Source organism: Ruegeria sp. YTSC106 (genome assembly GCF_059609765.1).
This window is the reverse complement of sequence record NZ_JBXWMI010000006.1, coordinates 97,990-113,346: the sequence shown is the minus strand read 5'-3', so window position 1 is coordinate 113,346 and position 15,357 is coordinate 97,990. Positions and strand designations below refer to the sequence as shown.

The 15,357-nt window shown below is 55.9% G+C and carries 14 protein-coding genes; 12 read left to right on the top strand and 2 right to left on the bottom strand.

The window, feature by feature from the left end; genetic code table 11:
• Positions 1 to 80 precede the first annotated feature (80 nt).
• The 6 genes from AC2FEB_RS10265 to AC2FEB_RS10240 all read left to right on the top strand — a co-directional run bounded on the left by AC2FEB_RS10265 (position 81) and on the right by AC2FEB_RS10240 (position 6,100).
• Positions 81 to 998: an N-acetylmuramic acid 6-phosphate etherase gene (locus tag AC2FEB_RS10265; RefSeq protein ID WP_496884015.1), complete on the top strand. Its 918-nt coding sequence runs from the start codon at positions 81 to 83 to the stop codon at positions 996 to 998.
• Complete coding sequence (locus AC2FEB_RS10260; protein ID WP_496672765.1) at positions 995 to 2,245, top strand: ABC transporter substrate-binding protein; 1,251 nt, start codon at positions 995 to 997, stop codon at positions 2,243 to 2,245. The genes AC2FEB_RS10265 and AC2FEB_RS10260 overlap by 4 nt, the downstream gene beginning before the upstream one ends.
• A gap of 67 nt (positions 2,246 to 2,312) precedes the next feature.
• Positions 2,313 to 3,227, top strand: coding sequence for a carbohydrate ABC transporter permease (locus tag AC2FEB_RS10255; protein WP_299897342.1), 915 nt, complete (start codon positions 2,313 to 2,315; stop codon positions 3,225 to 3,227).
• Positions 3,228 to 3,237: 10 nt separating this feature from the next.
• Positions 3,238 to 4,077: a carbohydrate ABC transporter permease gene (locus AC2FEB_RS10250; RefSeq protein WP_117873776.1), complete on the top strand. Its 840-nt coding sequence runs from the start codon at positions 3,238 to 3,240 to the stop codon at positions 4,075 to 4,077.
• On the top strand, positions 4,074 to 5,108 hold the full coding sequence (locus tag AC2FEB_RS10245) for a Gfo/Idh/MocA family protein (protein ID WP_496672769.1): 1,035 nt from the start codon (positions 4,074 to 4,076) through the stop codon (positions 5,106 to 5,108). Before AC2FEB_RS10250 ends, AC2FEB_RS10245 begins: the two co-directional genes overlap by 4 nt.
• On the top strand, positions 5,105 to 6,100 hold the full coding sequence (locus AC2FEB_RS10240; RefSeq protein ID WP_496672772.1) for an ABC transporter ATP-binding protein: 996 nt from the start codon (positions 5,105 to 5,107) through the stop codon (positions 6,098 to 6,100). The genes AC2FEB_RS10245 and AC2FEB_RS10240 overlap by 4 nt, the downstream gene beginning before the upstream one ends.
• A 391-nt stretch (positions 6,101 to 6,491) precedes the next feature.
• On the opposite strand, the gene AC2FEB_RS10235 is transcribed toward AC2FEB_RS10240, so the two are convergent.
• Entirely contained in the window at positions 6,492 to 8,723 is a 2,232-nt protein-coding gene (locus AC2FEB_RS10235) for a CHASE2 domain-containing protein (protein ID WP_496672775.1), read from the bottom strand.
• A 57-nt stretch (positions 8,724 to 8,780) separates the two neighbouring features.
• On the bottom strand, positions 8,781 to 9,722 hold the full coding sequence (locus AC2FEB_RS10230) for a FecR family protein (RefSeq protein ID WP_496672777.1): 942 nt from the start codon (positions 9,720 to 9,722) through the stop codon (positions 8,781 to 8,783).
• A 517-nt stretch (positions 9,723 to 10,239) separates the two neighbouring features.
• On the opposite strand from AC2FEB_RS10230, the gene AC2FEB_RS10225 reads away from it, so the two are divergent.
• From AC2FEB_RS10225 to AC2FEB_RS10200, 6 genes are all read left to right on the top strand, one after another.
• Positions 10,240 to 10,674, top strand: a complete 435-nt coding sequence (locus AC2FEB_RS10225; RefSeq protein ID WP_496672780.1) for a hypothetical protein — start codon at positions 10,240 to 10,242, stop codon at positions 10,672 to 10,674.
• Positions 10,671 to 11,336 carry a MotA/TolQ/ExbB proton channel family protein gene (locus tag AC2FEB_RS10220; protein ID WP_117873767.1) on the top strand — a complete coding sequence of 222 codons (666 nt, stop codon included), beginning with the start codon at positions 10,671 to 10,673 and terminating at the stop codon, positions 11,334 to 11,336. Before AC2FEB_RS10225 ends, AC2FEB_RS10220 begins: the two co-directional genes overlap by 4 nt.
• A 25-nt stretch (positions 11,337 to 11,361) precedes the next feature.
• Positions 11,362 to 11,694, top strand: a complete 333-nt coding sequence (locus AC2FEB_RS10215) for an ExbD/TolR family protein (protein WP_371415315.1) — start codon at positions 11,362 to 11,364, stop codon at positions 11,692 to 11,694.
• 4 nt (positions 11,695 to 11,698) lie between these two features.
• A complete protein-coding gene (locus AC2FEB_RS10210; RefSeq protein ID WP_117873765.1) occupies positions 11,699 to 12,076 on the top strand; it encodes an ExbD/TolR family protein in 378 nt (125 codons plus the stop codon).
• Entirely contained in the window at positions 12,073 to 13,221 is a 1,149-nt protein-coding gene (locus tag AC2FEB_RS10205; protein WP_496672785.1) for an energy transducer TonB family protein, read from the top strand. Before AC2FEB_RS10210 ends, AC2FEB_RS10205 begins: the two co-directional genes overlap by 4 nt.
• Before the next feature lie 199 nt (positions 13,222 to 13,420).
• The gene (locus AC2FEB_RS10200; RefSeq protein ID WP_496672788.1) at positions 13,421 to 15,343 is read left to right on the top strand and encodes a DUF3604 domain-containing protein; all 1,923 of its coding nucleotides are present in this window, start codon (positions 13,421 to 13,423) and stop codon (positions 15,341 to 15,343) included.
• Positions 15,344 to 15,357: the final 14 nt, after the last annotated feature.

The following is a 15,357-nucleotide window of genomic DNA, read 5'->3' as shown; positions in this document are numbered from 1 at the left end:
ATATGAAAAAAAATAAATCGTAGACTAATGGTATTTAAAAGGTATGATATCGAGAGTTCTTGGGGGAGAATCACTTGATTATGCCGGCGACAGAACAATTGCATCAGGATGCGCATGGGCTTGATACCCGACCGCTGGCAGAAGTGGCCAGCCTGCTGGCGCGGTCGCAGGTGTCAGCGGCGACGGCAGTGCTTGATGCACTTGGTCCGATTTGCAGCGGGGCGACGGCCATGGCCCAGACGATCCGGTCGGGCGGCAAGCTTCGATATCTTGCGGCGGGGTCTTCCGGCCTTATGGCGGCCTCGGACGCGCTGGAGCTTGGCGGAACGTTCTCAATTCCCTCGGAACAGATCCGCATTCATATGGCCGGTGGAATGCCGACCAAAGCAGACATGCCGGGGGATGTAGAGGACGCTGTTGATGGGCTCGCACGTGAAATGTCGGATATGCATGCCAATGATATGCTCATCGCGGTCTCGGCCAGCGGCACCACACCCTACACTGTTGCAGCCGCGAAACTGGCGCGCGACAAGGGAGCGCCCGTGATCGGGATTGCAAACAATGCGGGTTCGCAATTGTTGCAACTGGCGGACCATGCCGTTCTGCTTGCGACCCCTCCGGAATTGATCTCGGGCTCAACCCGGATGGGGGCCGGTACTGCGCAGAAAATAGCCCTCAATACGTTGTCGACGCTGATGGCCATCGAGCTTGGGCATATTCAGGACGGCATGATGATCAATCTTCGGGCGGACAATGAAAAATTGCGCGCACGCGCCAACGGAATCGTGTGCCAACTGACCGGCGTATCACCTGAACGTGCTGATGATGCCCTGAGGGCCGCGGATGGGAACCTGAAATGCGCGGCACTTGTCGCCGCGGGTGCCGTATCGGCCGAGGATGCTCAAAAGCGACTGGCTGAAACGAATGGCCGTTTGCGTCATGCGATGAACCGGCTGAATGAAAATAACGAACATAGCAACCTGGGAGAAACCAAATGAAACGCAAAGTTCTGAGCCTGGCTCTGATGAGCACGGCGCTGGTCACAAGCGCCTATGCGCAAGACGCTACGCTGACAATCGAAAGCTGGCGCAACGATGACCTCGCTCTCTGGCAGGAAAAGATCATCCCCGCATTCGAGGCGGCCAATCCAGATATCAAAGTTGTTTTTTCGCCTTCAGCCCCGGCAGAGTACAACGCCGTTCTGAACTCCAAGCTGGAAGCCGGATCCGCCGGTGATCTGATCACCTGCCGCCCGTTCGATGCTTCTCTGGCGCTTTACGAAGCAGGCCATCTGACCGACCTGTCCGATCTGGATGCGATGAACAACTTCTCGGACGTTGCCAAATCCGCGTGGCAGACAGACGATGCGTCGGCCAGCTTTTGTGTTCCGATGGCATCGGTGATCCACGGTTTCATTTACAACAAGGACGCGTTCAACGAATTGGGTCTGGACGTTCCGACCACCGAGGCAGAATTCTTTGAAGTGTTGGACAAGATCAAGGAAGACGGCACCTATATACCGATGGCAATGGGCACGAATGACCAGTGGGAAGCCGCAACGATGGGCTATAACAATATAGGCCCGAACTACTGGAAAGGTGAAGAAGGCCGACTGGCATTGATCAGGGGCGAGCAGAAACTGACCGACCCTCAGTGGGTCGCGCCCTTTACCACTTTGGCGAAATGGGCCGATTATCTGGGTGACGGATATGAGGCGCAGACCTATCCCGACAGCCAGAACCTGTTCACATTGGGCCGCGCCGCAATTTACCCGACAGGCAGCTGGGAGATTGCAGGTTTCAACACACAGGCTGATTTTGAGATGGGCGCTTTCAAGCCGCCGGTCCAAAATGCCGGTGACACCTGCTATATCTCGGACCATACCGATATTGGCATCGGCCTGAATGCTGCCAGCGAAAACCAGGAGGCTGCCCGTACGTTCCTGGCCTGGGTCGCAAGCCCAGAATTCGCCAGCATCTTCGGCAATGCGGTTCCCGGTTTCTTCCCTCTTTCCAACACCCCGGTTGAATTGGAAGATCCTCTTGCCAAGGAAATCGTCGGGTGGCGGGATGAGTGCGAGAGCACCATCCGTTCGACTTATCAGATCCTGTCACGCGGCACACCCAACCTTGAAAACGAGACCTGGGGTGCATCCGTTGCAGCCATCAAGGGCACCGAAAGCTCTGAGGCTTTGGGCAAAAAACTGCAAGATGGTTTGGCCAGCTGGTACGCACCGCATCAGTAACATCTGAACCACTCTCTCCGGGTGCGGCCCATCGCGCCGCGCCCGACACTTTTCCCCGGAGAATCCCATGCAGACGCGCCGCATACGCTGGCACATCGTCGTTTTCCTTGCACCTGCGGTGCTGGTCTACACGGCGGTGATGATCCTGCCCTTGTTCAATACACTGCGCTTCGCGCTGTTCACCGAAGTCGATCAGGCACGTGTGTATGTGGGGTTGGAGAATTTCCGAACCTTGTTCTTTGATCCGCTGTGGTCCGAGCAATTCTGGAATGCGTTGGGCAACAACTTCTGGTTCTTCCTGATCCACATGCTGGTGCAGAACCCCATCGGAATCGCTCTGGCCGCGATCCTGTCACACCCGAGGCTGCGCTTTGCCGCACTGTACCGGTCGGCCATTTTCATTCCGACGATCCTGAGCTTCGTGATCGTGGGTTTTGCCTGGAAACTGATCCTGTCTCCGCTTTGGGGGATTGCGCCCTCGATGCTGGACGCTGTTGGCCTGAAATCCCTGTTTGCTCCGTGGTTAGGCAAGGAAGAATACGCGCTGACAACTCTGGCGCTCGTCTCGGTCTGGCAATTTGTCGGCATCCCGATGATGCTGATATATGCGGCCCTGTTGTCGATCCCTGAAGAAATTCTTGAAGCCGGCGAGATTGACGGGATCACCGGAGCTTCGGCTTTCTGGAAAATAAAACTGCCGCTGATCCTGCCCTCGATCGGGATCATCTCGATCCTCACATTCGTGGGCAATTTCAACGCATTCGATCTGATCTATGTTTCTCAGGGCGCGCTGGCGGGGCCAGATTTTTCGACCGACATCCTGGGCACTTTCATGTACCGCACGTTCTTTGGCTTCCAGCTGCAATTGGGTGATCCGTATATGGGCTCCGCCATTGCCGGTGCCATGTTCGCCATCATCCTTGTCGGTGTTTGCATTTACCTTTTCGGCATCCAGACCCGGATGCGCCGGTATCAGTTGTGAGGGCTCTGCAATGAACAAAGCACGCTCGAATCCGCTGAATACCGCCGCAATGCATGGAGCGTTGATCCTTTACACTCTGATCGCCCTGTTCCCGGTTTTCGTGATCATCATCAACAGCTTCAAAACGCGCCGTGCCATCTTTCGCGAACCGCTCGCATTGCCTGATGCCGAAAGCTTTTCCCTGATCGGCTACCAGACGGTGATGAAGCAGGGGGATTTCTTCCTCTACTTTCAGAACTCGCTGATCGTCACCGTGGCTTCACTGACCTTTATCTTGCTGTTCGGTGCCATGGCGGCCTTTGCCCTCAGCGAATACCGGTTCAAGGGCAACATGTTGATGGGACTCTATCTGGCACTTGGGATCATGATCCCAATCCGCATCGGCACAGTGGCGATTCTGGAGATGATGGTCGCAACGGGGCTTGTGAACACGCTCTGGGCCCTGATCTTCGTCTACACGGCACAGGGCTTGCCGTTGGCCGTGTTCATCCTGTCCGAGTTCATGCGCCAGGTCAGTGATGACCTGAAGAACGCAGGGCGCATCGATGGGCTTTCGGAATACACGATCTTTTTTCGGTTGGTGCTGCCTCTGGTTCGGCCTGCCATGGCAACCGTCGCTGTTTTCAACATGATCCCTATCTGGAACGATCTCTGGTTCCCGCTGATTCTGGCACCCGCTGAAGAGACCAAAACCCTGACGCTGGGCAGCCAGGTCTTCATCGGCCAGTTTGTCACCGACTGGAACGCAGTTCTTTCCGCACTCAGCATGGCGATCCTGCCGGTTCTGGTGCTCTACGTTATCTTCTCGCGCCAGCTGATCCGTGGCATCACTTCAGGAGCTGTCAAATGACCCGGGTTCTGATCGCTGGTCTTGGCAACATGGGCCTGAGCCATGCCTTGGCCCATCATCGTCACCCCGACGCGCAGCTCGTGGGACTGGTCAACCGCTCAGGTCGAGTGGATCATACCGATTTGTCAGGCTATCCGGCCTATCCGGATTTTCAGGCGGCACTGGCCGAAACAAACCCCGATCTGGTCGTCGTCGCAACCTATTCCGACAGCCACGCCGACTTCGCCTGCGCCGCAATGGAATCAGGCGCGCATGTCTTTGTTGAAAAACCACTGGCCACGACGGTTGCGGACGCCAGACGCGTGGTCGCAAAAGCAGTGGAAACAGACCGGAAACTGGTGATCGGATACATTCTGCGGCACCACCCCTCTTGGATGCGCCTGGTCGCGGAGGCGCGCGAACTCGGGGGACCATATGTCTTCCGTCTGAACCTGAACCAGCAAAGCAGCGGGGCCGAATGGGAAACGCACAAGGCCTTGATGCAGACGACGTCCCCTATCGTCGATTGCGGTGTGCATTACGTCGATGTGATGTGCCAGATCACCGACTCCGATCCCGTCCGCGTGCATGGCATGGGTTTGCGTCTGAGTGACGAGATTTCCGAAGATATGTATAACTATGGCCAGTTTCAGGTGATCTTCGAAGACGGCTCGCTCGGCTGGTACGAAGCCGGCTGGGGCCCGATGATGTCCGAAACCGCGTTCTTCGTGAAAGATATCATCTCACCCAACGGCTCGGTCTCGATCACTGATGGCAACAAAGGCGCATCGGCCGATATCGACGGTCACACTAAGGTCGGTGGTCTTCTGGTTCACCGCCCCGAAGGTGACCAGACGATCGACCTGCCCGATGAACCCGGCCATCAGGACCTCTGCGACGCCGAGCAAGCCTATATGCTGCGCACCATCGCCGAAGATATCGATCTGACCCGCCACATGAACGACGCGGTGCAATCGCTGGCCATCTGCCTGGCCGCTGATGAAAGCATCCGTACAGGCCAACCCATTTCGCTGAAAGAGGCACGCATATGACCGCCCTGACGCTGCAAAACGTGAACAAGTCCTTCGGCACCGTCGAGGTCCTCAGGGATATCAACATCGAAGTTGACGAGGGCGAATTCGTCGTCTTTGTCGGCCCATCGGGTTGCGGTAAATCCACCCTTCTGCGTGTCATCGCGGGGTTGGAGGATGTGACGTCGGGCGACGTGTGCATCGGCGGTGAGGTCATGAACCTCACCCCGCCCTCAAAGCGCGGTATCGCAATGGTGTTCCAGAGCTATGCTCTCTACCCCCACCTGAACGTGCGCAAGAACATGTCATTGGCGCTGAAACAGGAGGGCCAGAGCAGGCAGGTCATCGAAGAGCGTGTTGCCAAGGCAAGCAAGATGCTGAACCTCGAACTTTACCTCGACAGGTATCCTTCCGAACTGTCCGGTGGTCAGCGCCAGCGCGTCGCCATCGGTCGCGCCATCGTGCGGGAACCGAAGCTGTTCCTGTTCGACGAGCCTCTGTCCAATCTCGACGCGGCTCTGCGTATGAATACACGGTTGGAAATTGCGAACCTGCACCGGCAGCTTGACGCTTCGATGATCTACGTGACCCATGACCAGACCGAGGCAATGACTCTTGCCGACAAGATCGTCGTTCTGCGCGACGGGCGTGTGGAACAGGTCGGCAGCCCGATGGAGCTTTACAACAACCCCGCCAACCAGTTCGTGGCCGGTTTCCTTGGGGCGCCGTCGATGAATTTCTTTCCCGCCAGCATGATTGGCGAAAGCGCAAACATTACAACGGGAATCCGCCCGGAAGACCTGTTTTTGTCTGATGATGGCCCGGTTGTCGCAAACGTCACCCATGTCGAGCATTTGGGCGGTGACACCAACGTGATTGCCATGATGCAGGATCACCAGATCACCGCACGCCTGTTCGGGCAGCATCAAGTTGAGGCCGGTCAGAGCATCCGGTTTGGGTATTCACCGAGCAGGGTCTACCGCTTCGACCCTCAGGGTTCCCGTCTCGAATAACAACCGATGATGAAGGGTTTGTGTGTTGGGTTTTTTTATGAGTTGCCGAAGTCAGGCGGTATTCATCGCACGGGCCTTGTGGTGAGATCTGAAAGTTCAATCAGCGGTCTTTTTCCTGCCACGCCACCTTGTTCAAGTTCAGCATTGCACAATGTCGGCGTTTTTGGGTCCGAATATGGCGATCTTCCATGAGTGGGTTTGTTGCTCATCGTGACCTGTCACGAGGTGGGCAACTAAGTTGAACGCGAGTATCGCGAGCCTGCGGCTCCGGCTTATGACCAGAATTGCTATCTGGCCAGCAAGGCCCCATGCATACCACGCCCGGAACGAATGTGTTTGTTTGCATGGGACGGAACGCAAAGCTTCGGATTAAACAGGGGCGGAACGCCGCCTATCCAGATCCCTTCATTCGATTGTATCGGGTGAACATGGCTTGCCCTGATGGTGAATCTGTTCTGAAATCAGCTGCACGACCGGGCAGGGCGCGATAGAACTGGCGTAATCCGGGTTCGATATCTTCTGCGAGTTTTTCGCAGCGCGGAAACAAACGCGCGATGTCACCCTGAGGCTTTCGGGTTCTCAGCGCTGAGATCAAATCACTGTGCTGAGCAAGGAGATTTTGGAATGCAGTGGTCTTCCGCAAAGCGGAATCACCTACAAGAACAAAAACAGGTTCAGGGTTGGCTTTTCCTTTAAGATCAACGTGGCCTGCCTCCAGAAACGCCAGGTCATCTTGTCCAGCTTGAAAAACCCCGTTTGAGACGACGATGTCATAATCAACTGTTCGACAGGATTGTTCGATACGTGCCGAAACATTCACGACATCTCCGATAACTGTATAGTTGAACCGTTTCTGCGATCCTATGTTGCCGACGCAGGCCTGCCCTGTGGCAATTCCTGTTGCCAGCGCTATCGGCTTTCGGTTCCGCATGATGTCGGATGCATTGAATTGTGCCAAAGCACCCCGCATCCTGAGCGCGGCAAGCGCTGCGCGGCATGGATGGTCGGCAACGGGCAAAGGTGCGTTCCAGAAGGCCATGATGGCGTCACCGATGAACTTGTCGATCGTACCACGCTCATGCAGGATCTGATCCCCAAGCTTGGAAAACAGCGCATTCAACAACGAAACAAGTTCTGTGGCCGTTGCGGATTCGGACAGAGCCGTGAAACCGCGGATATCCGAAAACAATACGGTGATTTCCTGACTTTCACCGCCCAATTGCAGCTGGTGACCCGTATTCTCCATTTCATCAAGGATTTCCGGGGCCACGTAATGCGAAAAGACTTTTCGAATTTCGCGCTTTTCGCGCTCGGTCGATACGAAAAGATACCCCGCCAGCAGACCAAAATTTGCGATTCCTCCAATCAGGGGAAAGGTGGCATCGAAAAGGACCGACTGGTTTTGAAAAACCAGCCAGCTGATGGCAAGAACAGCAGCGGCTGCCATGCCACCGGCGATAAAGGATGCAATGGCGCCAAAGCTGGACATGACGGCAATCACGACAAGCCCGAGAAACGCAAAGGCCAGCAATTCCTGCGCTGCGGTCACGTCGGACCGGCTGAGCATTTCATCGGTCAGGATTTGTTCGATCATCTGAGCATGAATTGAAACACCTGGGACGCTTTCGCCCAGTGCCGTCTGATGAATATCGAATAATCCGGCAGCGGACGTTCCGATCAGGATTATTCTGCCTTCGATTTCAGATCGCAGCTCGGGGTTTTCCGAGCCTTCCAGAACATCCTTGGCTGAAATGTAGAGGTCGGGGGTGTCCCGCCGGTATTTCAGCCAAAGCTCGCCATTCTCGGTTGTAGGCAATCGATATCCGGCGATTTCGGCGGCCAGCATGATGCCTGCTTCGTCAGGCGCGCCTTCCACGAAAATACTGGTCTCACCCAAGGCAACCCTGAGGGCTTCGATTCCAAGGCTTGGCAGCGGACCGTCCGGACCGTTCCAAAGAACCGGTGCACGTCTCACGATGCCGGTTCCACCGATGGGTGAGACATTGACCCCACCAACACCCGCAGCTGCCCGACCCAACGGTGGCGCGATTGGCGTCCAATGAGGGACCGAGATCAGCCCCTCGGTAGGGTTTTCCCCGAATTCAATGATTCCGGCCTTAGCCGCAATGGGTTCCCCTTCAGCTGACAATCGCGCAGCCACGCCCAGAACTACGGGCCAGTAGGCCATTTCCATCCCCAGCACGACGTCATTGTCCAGCTTTTCGGCATGGCGTTCCACTGTCAAAATACCCGCCAGCGATGGGTCGTTCAGAAGGTGAGATGGCGAATACCGGTCAGGTTCGGCAAACAGCATGTCGAAAGCAATCGTAGCGGCGCCATAGTCACCCAGATTTTGAACCATCTGCGCAACCAATGTTCGGGGCCAGGGCCATTGCCCCCAGCTGGCAAGCGAGGCCTCATCGATATCCACAACGCGCACGGGGAGTTCGGGATTAAACTCTCGCGGAGACAGTCGTTGCAAAACGTCGAAATATATCAGACGCGTCATTCGAACGGGGTACGGGTCCCACGCTCGGATGATGCAACCCAAGAGGATCAGGCACAGCCCCACGAGGCGGAAGGCCCATCGGCCATTCTTGGATTTCCGCACCTTGTCGCTCACACCATCCTCCAGATAAATGGAACCGGGCCTGCGTACGCAACAGCAGTTCTTGAGCAATTAGAGGTCAGTCTCTTCCCGCTCGGGCTCTTCCTGTTCGGGTTCTTCCTGCTCAGGTTCTTCCCGCTCTGGCTCGTCAGGTTCCGGTTCTTCTCTATCGGGCTCTTCCTGCTCAGGTTCTTCCTGTTCGGGCTCCTCGCGACCCGGCTCTTCTCTTTCCGGTTCATTGTTTGCGGAAGGCGAAGGTCCGGCGCCCGTATTCTGGGCTTCTCGCTGCTGAGGAGGGTCTCTACGGGCTTCCGACCGGTCAGGCTCGACACGCCGTATGGGGGCTCCATCACCTGAACACCCTTCGACTCGCACCTGCAAAGGGGGCAGCAGTCCTTCCTGAGACTCAATGAATGGAAATCCGCTTTTCAGTGCTTGTTCGTATTGGGCCTGATCGGCAGGCTGACCGACACCTCCGTTTCCGCTTGTTGCGTACATGCTGCATTGACGTCCCGAAGATCTGCACGAGCCCTGGCTGCCGCACATGCGGACCGTGCCCTGCAGGACAAGCATCGCGCTTTGTTTTTCCGACACGACCCACATGTCGAAGGTCGTGCCGCGCACGGCCATTGTCGCCGACGGAGTCCTGATCGAGTAGGCTCTCTTTCGGCTTTTCCCGGAAATAAACCGAAAACTGCCACCCAAGGCCTGAACAGCAAAGCTCTTGGCCTTGCGGTTACTTCGCAACATGGTCACATCCAGCACCATGCGCGCGTTGGGGCCAATGGCAATCTTGGTGTCATCCACAAAAACGATTTGAATTACGCCTGTCCGATCAGTGGTGAGTGCGTCGCCCGACACAACCTCCATTCCCGAATACACAGGTTGTACTTTTCCCGCTCGCGTGATGTGAGCGCCTTGTTTGACGCTTATTACTTTTCCAATGTTGGCGATGGTCTGCGACGGTATGATTACGACAACGCATAGAACCAGAATAATCTTTAACAACGACAAACTCGAGCCCCTTCCCCCAATGGGTCTTGATACGTGCAAATTGCACTGTGCCCGACATTTGCCCCTCAAAAAGCATAGTTTTATTATTAATAAGCATCAGGAATATAGGCAAATATGCATGACTTTTCGCATTCTAAGCAAGTTTTATGTGAAAACGGCGTTCAAACAGCGTTTTAGGCACACTTCCCTGAAGACCCGATTTGGCGCAGTTTCGTTTCTTTTTTGCGTGTTAAGCACCCGTATCAAAAAAGTGCGAGAGTTGCTGGCTTTTCAGATTTGACCCGACAATATCTTCCTGCTTGTGCTGAAGCGCGGGGCAGTCTTGGACGGAGTTGAAATTCTTATCGAGCAACGTATGTCTTACCGTGTGTGTATGTACATCAACACACGCTACGATCCTTTTTCTATGCCACCCTTCGCGGCTCTTTAATGTGACATGCCCCTCAGGTAGAAACGCAGATGGGCAAGCTGACGGTCGCTGCCTTATTGTTCCAGCGCTGCAACACGGAGTCTGTTCATGCTGTTTCGTCGCCTTACTGTCGCGGCCATGTTTTCTGGCTGTTTGTTGTCCACAGCATCTGCGCAATCTGGCGCCGAATCCTCTGCTCGACTATTTGTGGAACTGAACTCGGCTGAGGATGTCGCCGGCGCGTGCAGATTGACGTTTATGGTCAAGAATGAGACCGGGCAGCAGATTGATGGCGCTGTTTTTGAAACCGTCATTTTCGACACCGAAGGTGGTGTCTTGAACCTCTCGCTGTTCGATTTTCGCGACTTGCCGGCCAGCCGACCCAGGGTGCGCCAGTTCGACCTTCCCAACAGAACATGTGACGCAGTTGGGCAAGCCTTGATCAACGGCGCAAGCTCCTGCGTTGTGGATGGTTTCGAAAGCGACATATGCGACAGCACCCTGACGCTGAGCAGCAGGGTGGAAATGGAGTTGTTGGGATGAGCCCTCTAGCCGCACTTCGCGAGATTTTTGAACTGGGCGGGCCAGTTGTGGCGATATTGATCGCAATGTCGGTTTTGACGCTGGCGGTCACTCTCTACAAGCTCTGGCAATTTGCAGCCTGCGGTGTCGGGCGACACAAGGTGCTGTCTGAAGCTCTGGCTGCCTGGGATACAGGAGATCAAGGTGCTGCACGTGCAAGACTGGCGGACAGCAGCAGTTATCTTGCCCCCATTGTAGGCGCGGCGATGAACGCAACGGGGGTTCCCGGGGCCGATGACCGGCTGGATGCCGAAGCGGGTCTGGCGCTTGCCGGGTTGGAACGCGGTTTTCGATTGTTGGACACCGTAGCGCAGCTGGCGCCTTTGCTGGGTCTTTTTGGTACGGTGCTGGGTATGATCAGTGCCTTCCAAAGCTTGCAAACCGCGGGGTCATCGGTTGATCCATCGCTTTTGGCCGGGGGGATCTGGGTGGCCCTGATAACCACCGCTGTAGGTCTGGCTGTTGCGATGCCGACATCGATGGTTTTGTCCTGGCTTGAAAGTCGAACCGCACGCGAGCGTGTTTTTGCGGACAAGGCTTTGCGTACGGTTCTGGTCCCGGGTCATTCCATCCAAAGCACAGAGGCGGCCGCACAAGTCCCGGTCGCCCCAGAACATGCGTAACACTGCGCCTTTTGTGCGGCGACGCATGTCGATGACGCCTCTTATCGACGTGATCTTTCTGCTGTTGCTGTTTTTCATGCTGTCCTCAACGTTTTCGCGATTCAGCGAGATCGAGTTGAGCAGCGCAGCCACAGGCAGGAAAACCGACGTTGAGCCGCCCGAGCGCCTATTCGTGCAATTTGGTCCGGCACGTGTGGTCCTGAACGGTCAACCCTTGTCGCTTGAGGAATTGGTGGATCAGGTCCAAGCCGGTCAGGTTCTGGTAAGCCTTGATCCTGAGACAACCGCGCAACGTCTTGTGGACCTGCTTGCTCCATTGCGTGGGCGCGAAGGTTTGACGGTCAGAGTGTTGGAGTGAGGCAATGATCCGCTACATCCGACCCGGTCGAAATCGAGATTCCACCATTCCGCTGATTAACGTCGTCTTTCTGATCCTGATCTTTTTTCTTATTACAGGTACGATCGCACCGCCGTTGGATCCTGATCTGAATTTGGTGAACACTGCGGATCTTGAAGGCCGTGAGCCGCCAGATGCGCTTGTTCTTCATCGGGACGGAACGCTGAGTTTTCGCGGCAATCCGATCGAGGCAGAAGCTTTCATGGCTGCGCATGAATCGGGACCCGTGCGGATCGTTCCTGACAGGGATGCGTCGGCCCCTCGATTGATGGAGGTCACCAGCAGTCTGCGCCGGTTGGGTGCGCCATCCGTATTCCTGGTGACCGAACAGGCTCTCGAATGATCAGGCGGTCGGTTTTCGTCGCAATCTTTGCGATTTCGATTTCCGTGCTGGTGCATCTCATGGGCCTGATCTTTACAGTGCCAGAGTTGTCAAATCAGGCTTCGGGCGAAAACAGTACAGACACAATCGAACTCAGCAACGCGTTCGAAGAGTTTGCCGATACCAGGATTGAACCCGTTCGGCCCGAGCCGAATGAGCCGCCGACACCCCCGGTCGAGCCGCCAACCCGGCCGCAAGAGGCGGAGATTCCGACAAGCGATGCCCGCGTTGCATCGCCGAACCCGCAGGAGACTTACGCACCGGACACTGGCGATTCAACGATCATTCAGCCGAGGGCACCGGATGAAGTCATCGTAGAACCTGTAGAACAGAACCAAGAGGAGAAGGGCGAACCCGATGAGGCTGGCGGAGCCACCTCCGCAGAGCCTGAAACAGTGGCCGAAACACCTGAGGTGCCGGCTGGCGAGACGGTTGCTCCAGTTGAGCCGACTTCTGCTGAAGAACCGGTGACCGAGGAACAGCAACAGATTGCCGCGTTACCGGTTGAAGTGGTTCCGGTTGCTCCGGAAAACACGCCACCACTTGAACCTGTGATACCGGATGAAGCATCGGAACCCTTAGACGAAGACGCCGAACTGCCCATACCCGATACGGAAGCGAATGAATCCAAACAGGCCGTGGATTCGTCACTCCGGCCACGTCTTCCAGACCGCCGTCCGCAACCAGCATTGCGCGGGGCATTGAATCCGTCGAACAACTTTGAAGCTCTTCGCTTTCCGGAACAAACGATTGAATCACCTCTGGCGACGTATCAAAGAGAGGGTATCGACGCCTTCCGACAAAACCGCGGCGGCACCCGTTCAGGCGGGCGGGGGCCGGGAAACTCGGACAGCACGAACTATGCAGGTCAGGTTCTTGTTCATCTGAATCGAGCGCCAATCGTTTACGTTGCCGGTCGCGGCTATGCGCGTGTGTTTTTCCAGATTGACCCGGATGGTTCGTTGGCTTGGGTTGATGTCGTTGAAAGCTCTGGCTCGCCGGAAATAGAGCGCGCAGCCAAAGAACAGGTTCGAACTGCCGCACCTTTCCCGCGCCCGCCTGGGGGCGTCAGCCGGAAGCTTTCATTTTACTATCAGATAAGGTGATCCGACGGGTCTTGTCAGGTGAACACGACTCGCGATCACCTTAGCGGCTTGCGCCAAATTTCCTGATTGCGCGGGTTTGCAGCTCTCAGATTAAAAAAACCTGTTGTTCGATAGAATGTGATATAAGAAAATGGGAATATAACAATGGCGCGATGAAATTCGCCCACACCGCTAAGTATTCCTGAACTGGGAGGTCACTTTGTTTCGGAAATCTGCTTGCATAATCTCACTCGTATTGGTCCCTGCTGCTGCTGTCGCTGACGCCGTACCCAGCGAAGATGCTGCTGAGGGATTGTTTTCTGATCAGCCCTATTCCCCTTACGCCCAACGCACGTTTCCTGAACGCCCATTATGGGGGGACACTCACCTTCACACCGGGCTTTCGCTGGATGCGGGTGCTTTCGGGAACACCTTATTACCGGATGAGGCATGGCGTTTCGCCAAGGGTGAGCAGGTCATTTCTTCAACGGGTCAACCTGTAAGACTGTCACGACCGTTGGATTGGATGGTTCTCACGGATCACACAGATCTGATGGGGTTTGCGCCAGATTTGCAGGCCGGTAAGCCGGGCGTTCTTTCTGATCCGAAAGGACTGGAGTGGTACGAGGGGTACAAAGCCGGCGGGGAAGAAGCCGGTAAAGCAGCTTTCGACATCATTACCAATTTTTCGCAAATGACACTGCCAGAAGTCCTGTTAGAGTCGTACAGCCCTGGTGCCGATGCTTTTGCGTTTACCTGGGAAAGCATTGTCCTAGCGGCCGAGCGGCACAATGATCCCGGCAGCTTTACTGCTTTCATCGGCTTTGAATGGACCTCGGTGCCGAAAGGGTTCAACTTGCACCGGAATGTCATGCTGCGCGATGGGCCAATCAGGGCGCTTCAAATGGTGCCACCGGTCACGCAGCCTCCCTACGGTGATACGGATCCAAAGGCGCTATACGCTTGGCTTGAAGAGTATCAGGAAAAAACGGGGGGGCGTGCAGTGGCCTTTGCCCATAACGGAAACCTGTCGAACGGATGGATGTTCCCAACCGAAGACACGTATCACGGCGGCAAGGTTGACGAGGAATATGTCGCGGCCCGCGCGAAATGGGAGCCCCATTACGAGGTCACGCAGATCAAGGGTGACGGCGAAGCGCACCCTTTCCTGAGCCCGGATGACGAATTTGCGGACTATGAGAACTGGGACGTCGGCAATCTGGATATTACCGAGTTGAAGACCGATGACATGCTGGCTGGTGAATACGCTCGCGAGGCGCTGAAGCGCGGTTTGATGCTGGAAGAAAAGTTTGGCGTGAACCCATACAAGTTCGGTATGGGCGGCGCGACGGACAGCCATACCTCTTTGGCCACCGCCGAAGAAGACAATTTCTTTGGAAAATCCGTCAGCGTCGAGCCCTCAGCCTCGCGTATCAAGCATCCGTTCATAGCCAATGACCTTGGTGAAATTCCCGGTGACCTGCTCGTCGCCTCCGGATACACGGCTGTCTGGGCTACCGAGAATACGCGCGCGGCGATCTTTGATGCGTTCAAGCGCCGCGAAACCTACGCAACGACCGGCCCCCGGATCGGTCTGCGGTTCTTTGGCGGATGGGATTTCAGTGACGCAGATGTTGAAACCCGTTTCCTTGCCAATGTTGGCTATACCAAAGGGGTGCCTATGGGCTCGGATCTGCGCCCGCGCGAGGGTGAGGGTGCGCCAAGCTTCCTGATCGCCGCCCTGCGCGACCCGGTTGGTGCCAATCTGGACCGTGTTCAAGTGATAAAAGGATGGCTCGATTCCGAAGGTGTCATGCAGGAGAAGGTCTATGACGTCGCGTGGTCGGATAACCGTGAAGTTAATCAAAACGGCAAGGTCCCTGCGGTCGGGAACACTGTGGACGTGGACACCGCCAGCTGGACCAACACAATCGGAACGGCCGAACTTGTCACCGTATGGTCAGACCCGGACTTCGATCCGAACGCGCGCGCATTTTATTATGTCCGCGCCATCGAAATTCCGACCCCGCGTTGGATCCTGTACGACAAGCTGAGGTATGGTATCGAATTGCCCGAGGATGCAGTGCTTACCCATCAGGAACGCGCATATTCGTCCCCGATCTGGTACACACCGGCAGAGTGATCTGCTGAACAAAC

Bases quoted from the DNA above. Each gene is read 5' to 3' on its own strand.
- AC2FEB_RS10265 (WP_496884015.1), top strand. From the start codon at position 81: ATGCCGGCGACAGAACAATTGCATCAGGATGCGCATGGGCTTGATACC.
- AC2FEB_RS10260 (WP_496672765.1), top strand. From the start codon at position 995: ATGAAACGCAAAGTTCTGAGCCTGGCTCTGATGAGCACGGCGCTGGTC.
- AC2FEB_RS10255 (WP_299897342.1), top strand. From the start codon at position 2,313: ATGCAGACGCGCCGCATACGCTGGCACATCGTCGTTTTCCTTGCACCT.
- AC2FEB_RS10250 (WP_117873776.1), top strand. From the start codon at position 3,238: ATGAACAAAGCACGCTCGAATCCGCTGAATACCGCCGCAATGCATGGA.
- AC2FEB_RS10245 (WP_496672769.1), top strand. From the start codon at position 4,074: ATGACCCGGGTTCTGATCGCTGGTCTTGGCAACATGGGCCTGAGCCAT.
- AC2FEB_RS10240 (WP_496672772.1), top strand. From the start codon at position 5,105: ATGACCGCCCTGACGCTGCAAAACGTGAACAAGTCCTTCGGCACCGTC.
- AC2FEB_RS10225 (WP_496672780.1), top strand. From the start codon at position 10,240: ATGCTGTTTCGTCGCCTTACTGTCGCGGCCATGTTTTCTGGCTGTTTG.
- AC2FEB_RS10220 (WP_117873767.1), top strand. From the start codon at position 10,671: ATGAGCCCTCTAGCCGCACTTCGCGAGATTTTTGAACTGGGCGGGCCA.
- AC2FEB_RS10215 (WP_371415315.1), top strand. From the start codon at position 11,362: ATGTCGATGACGCCTCTTATCGACGTGATCTTTCTGCTGTTGCTGTTT.
- AC2FEB_RS10210 (WP_117873765.1), top strand. From the start codon at position 11,699: ATGATCCGCTACATCCGACCCGGTCGAAATCGAGATTCCACCATTCCG.
- AC2FEB_RS10205 (WP_496672785.1), top strand. From the start codon at position 12,073: ATGATCAGGCGGTCGGTTTTCGTCGCAATCTTTGCGATTTCGATTTCC.